A 225-nucleotide genomic window follows, 5' to 3' on the forward strand; every position below is an offset into this window, starting at 1 on the left:
TTAAAAAAGAGAGCTTCCTTTTGTAAAGTAGAATTTGACTAGAAAACTACGAAAAGGAGAGGCTCTCATGAATCAATGTAACACAAAAATGCCATCATTAAAAGAATTGGAAAAAACTTTATTTCGAACACTCCAAATGACGTTTCAAGAAATTCTTGTTCAAACATTAGAAAATTGGGATCAAGAGATTGCTCAGCAACGAGACAAAAGAAGATTTGCTTTACG

1 protein-coding gene is annotated in these 225 nt (G+C 32.4%); it reads left to right on the plus strand.

Annotated elements, in window-relative coordinates; genetic code table 11:
* Positions 1-88: 88 nt before the first annotated feature.
* Positions 89-225, plus strand: a 137-nt coding sequence (locus QQZ16_RS23215; protein ID WP_446715444.1) for a UPF0236 family transposase-like protein, incomplete at its 3' end; no start/stop codon positions are given.

Source organism: Bacillus sp. T2.9-1 (assembly GCF_950097965.1).
Taxonomy (GTDB): Bacteria; Bacillota; Bacilli; order Bacillales; family Cytobacillaceae; genus Niallia; species Niallia hominis.